The organism is Sodalis sp. (in: enterobacteria) (genome assembly GCF_047607725.1).
GTDB lineage: Bacteria > Pseudomonadota > Gammaproteobacteria > Enterobacterales > Enterobacteriaceae > JBLKSS01.
This window is the reverse complement of the sequence record NZ_JBLKSS010000246.1, coordinates 1-3,649: the sequence shown is the minus strand read 5'-3', so window position 1 is coordinate 3,649 and position 3,649 is coordinate 1. Positions and strand designations below refer to the sequence as shown.

General features: G+C 54.5%; 3 protein-coding genes and 2 pseudogenes. All 5 read right to left on the bottom strand.

Annotated elements, in window-relative coordinates; translation table 11 throughout:
- Positions 1-136 precede the first annotated feature (136 nt).
- Positions 137-745, bottom strand: coding sequence for a hypothetical protein (locus ACMX3H_RS17620; protein WP_415211729.1), 609 nt, complete (start codon positions 743-745; stop codon positions 137-139).
- Positions 746-889: 144 nt separating this feature from the next.
- The gene (locus ACMX3H_RS17615) at positions 890-1,078 is read right to left on the bottom strand and encodes a phage baseplate plug protein (protein WP_415211728.1); all 189 of its coding nucleotides are present in this window, start codon (positions 1,076-1,078) and stop codon (positions 890-892) included.
- Positions 1,079-1,108: 30 nt separating this feature from the next.
- Positions 1,109-1,629, bottom strand: a pseudogene (locus tag ACMX3H_RS17610) (phage baseplate protein).
- A 139-nt stretch (positions 1,630-1,768) separates the two neighbouring features.
- Positions 1,769-2,020: a hypothetical protein gene (locus tag ACMX3H_RS17605; RefSeq protein WP_415211730.1), complete on the bottom strand. Its 252-nt coding sequence runs from the start codon at positions 2,018-2,020 to the stop codon at positions 1,769-1,771.
- A 179-nt stretch (positions 2,021-2,199) separates the two neighbouring features.
- A pseudogene (locus ACMX3H_RS17600) lies at positions 2,200-3,511 on the bottom strand (lytic transglycosylase catalytic); the annotation flags it as partial.
- Between the last annotated feature and the right edge of the window lie 138 nt (positions 3,512-3,649).

The following is a 3,649-nucleotide window of genomic DNA, read 5'->3' as shown; positions in this document are numbered from 1 at the left end:
AAGTCCAGCGGGAAATTGGGACGACGTCTTGAGGGTTTTGGTGGGGTTTGTTTCATGAATTGCGCCCATTAAAAAAATAATGGACATCATCTTCAATAACTTGATGGAGAATTAACAGACGGCGCTGGGCGTACGCTTACTTTAGCACCACCGCCTCCTGCACGTAGGTCTCTTCCTGTACCATTACCAGCTGTCCGTTGATATATTGCCAGGACGCGCGGCACTGCTCTGCGAGGTTATCTATCGCATCCCACGCCATGCCAAAATAGGTTTTCCCACGGGGAAAGCGTGTCGTCTCAAAATCAGGCGTCGTGCCTTTCACAATACCGTAGAGGGCCAGGCCAGTGAGTAACGTCTGGTGTTGTTCGGCTTGGGTATGGCCTGCGCCCAGAGTCGTATTCAAGGTGGCATAATCGTAAGCATCATGGGCATCTACCGCCTGAATAATCACAAAGGTATCGGTCGGGTTATATCTGCCGGTAAGGGAATAGCGGATGTTTCCGGTGAAAATCAAACCCGTGTTATCCTGATACCCCGCCATTAATTGCACGCGAGCAAACTCGCCCGCCTGAATACGATTGGCCGTCTCCGGTTTCAGGTTCCAGACTTTAAACACCGCTGTGCGCGGCCAGCGTGTATCCGGCCATGAAATACTGAACGTAGTGCGAAAGGCAGACAGTTCGATACCCTCCCCTTTTTCATCGGCGACGATCAGCGAGCATTGTCTTATCCAGTTCTGCGACATAATGTTGTCCGTAAAAAAATCTGCCAGCGTAGGTTAATCGGTTATCCAGTAAAGTTTTGCCGTGTTGCCTAATCCAGCGGCATCCAGTGACTGTTCATCATCTGCAATCACGATGAGTCTGCCGCCGGGCTTAAGCCAGGCATACTACGAGAGAAGATCTTCCCCGTTCCGTAGCAGGATACCTGAAATCACCGGTTCACCCGCACTGTTGCACATATCTAGCACCCAGCCTGCCACATCGCGCCAGATAATGCGCATCTGCCAGACTGTGCCCGAAAGCGTGATGCTGAACTGCTGATTAGTTGCCATCAGGGGAATTTCATTAATCACCATTGACTATCTCCGCACTACGCTGTAGCAAACTCACGTTCTCAACGGTGTTCGTGGTTTTGACCCCGGTATTCGCGCCCCTTCCCGCATGTTGGCCTGGCGCGTCACCGTCGCAGTTTCCGTCCGGGTCATGTTTAGCTCGCGCAGCGTCAGCACGGCCAGCAGCACGTTTTCACTGGCCTTATCGGTCGTCACCTCAATCGCGCGGATCAGCATATTGCTGTACTGCCGCTTGCCGGTTATCACATCAAAAGGTTGGCGGCTGCCCTGAAGTTCAAGCAACTTCTGATAGGTTTCCCGTGGGCTCAGGCCCAGGCTCAGCCCAATTTTGCCGTATCCCATAAATCCAGCAGCGAGCCGCCGCCAGCAAACACCACCTCCATCGTCAGCTCAGCAGGTCGCTTATAGGCGTGGTCAGCGATTTCAGCGCCGATTTCCACCGGATGCTCGGTGATGTCAAGCTGGTCCTGGTGTTTCTCAGAAATCACCACATCCGGCACCAACAACCCAATTTTGCGCGAGGGCTGCGAGAAGAGTGTGGAAAGGATATCCATCAGTAGGCCCTCTGCGTGAACTGCCCAATCAAGCGGGCGTTGACACCGGTCTGCCTGTCGGCGATATCCGTGCCGGTGGTCGCCGGATCGCTTGCGCCATAGACATTAATCGTCGTTTCTTGCTGAAGACTTTTCCCCCCTATCCCGCGAGCGCCGCACGGTTAATCAGTTCACTGCTGTAGGGATTGCGCCCGTTTTCATGCTGAATGATGCCGCCCATCAGCTGAGGATTGCCAAGGTTCAGCGCGGCATCAGGGGCCACCCCCAACTGGCGGGATAGCGCCGCAATATAGGCGTCCGTGTTGTTTTCACGCCCCGGCGCCCAGGTGTTGATGATTTTTTCAATCGTGTTGAGACCACGCCACGCATAACGTGCCAGCTGTAAGGCCATGGCCCGCAACCCCTCAAGCGGCGTCTGAAAGCGTGCAAAGCGGCCACCGGGCGACTCTCTTTCCGCGCCGGCCTGCCCACATAATTCAGATTCCCCGGATTGTTGTTGCGGATCCCGCGCGGGAGCGCCAGTGGATCGGCGAAAGCATCGCCGCGATTTTTGCTGGCCCAGGCGTTATCTATCCCTAGCGCTTTCAGGCTATCGCCCACGCCGCGTTTTATCTGCCGGGTGTTGTAGTCCCAGGACGCTTTGGCGCTGGTGACAATGTTTTCCCTTTCGGAGACCAGATAACCGGCATACAGCCCCCAGAGTTTTAAACAGGGAGGGATGGGCAGACCGGCAATCTTGCCGAACGCGCCCAGGACTTTTGATACCCAGGCACCGGCGATGAAAGGTGGCAAGAATGTTCAGCGTGTTTTGCCATCCCCCTACATCTTTAACCAGTCCGGTGATTTTATCGCCTATCCACGCGAAAGCCTTTTTCGCCTGTTCGATTTCCGGCCCCCACTTTGACCAGTCAATAAAGGACTTTCCCCCTTCTTTCCAGGTCTGTTGGTCGTCCCACAGCAGCAATATCGCTGCTGCCAGCCCGGTAATGATGCCCATCGGCGAGGAGAAAAACGCCCGGTTCAGCGCCCATATCGCGGCAGTCAAGGCCCCAAACGTGGTAATGACCTTTTTGCTCTGTCCATCCAGGCAGCGCCACCAATCGAAAATTTGGCCCTCTGTCTGTATCAGGCGCCAGATAACGCGGCCCACCATCTCACCGGCGCGGATCATTCCCCGGATAATCCGGGTCAGCATGTCCTCGATTTTGGGAAAGTTTTCGAGTATTTTCTTTCTCAGGTCGTCCAGCGAACCCGCCAGTCCCCCGGCCAGATTCGCGCCGACCTTATCGCGCAGAATACCGAACAGCGCCGTCAGCCCTTTCATGGCCGTTATGAATTTATTAGACTGCGCGACGGCTTTTTCTGCGTTGAAACCCGTTTTTTGTAACATTGACTGATAATCAGCCGTGAAGCCGTTCAGTTCTCTGCGCATCGCCATCAGGGTATTTTCATCGATACCCAGCATTTGTGCATACTGATTTGCCCGGTAATAGGGCATCTGGCCGAGTTTTTGCCCGACACCGGTAAAGATCGCCGACATGTCACACATCTTTCCGCTGGCATCCCGTGTTTGCACGCCCAGGCGGTTGAAGCCTTCTGCACCGAGGTTATTACGCATCCATCGCGCCAAGCTCTCCAGCGCGCCCTGCGCAGCTTCGGCACTGCTGCCGGTTTGGGTCGCCGCATAGTCCAATGCTTTTATGCCCGCCGCACTGGTGCCGCGGCGTTGTGACGCCCAGTATACCTTATCCAGTCCATCGGCTATCTGTGTGGTAAAGTCCAGTACGGACAGCGCCGCCCCCTCGACAGCCACGCCCAGCTTTAACACATTGGTCGTTACGCCGGTCAGAACGCGCTCAAATTTCCGCATCCCCGATTCATCGTAAGCGCCCCGTGGAGGACGTCTTGAATTATTGGTGGGTTTGTTGTATGAGACAGTAAACCTACGTTACACGCTTATGCTCATTGCATTTTCACATTGTATTGATTTTAATAACTTTTATTTCCATCCCGGTTTGAG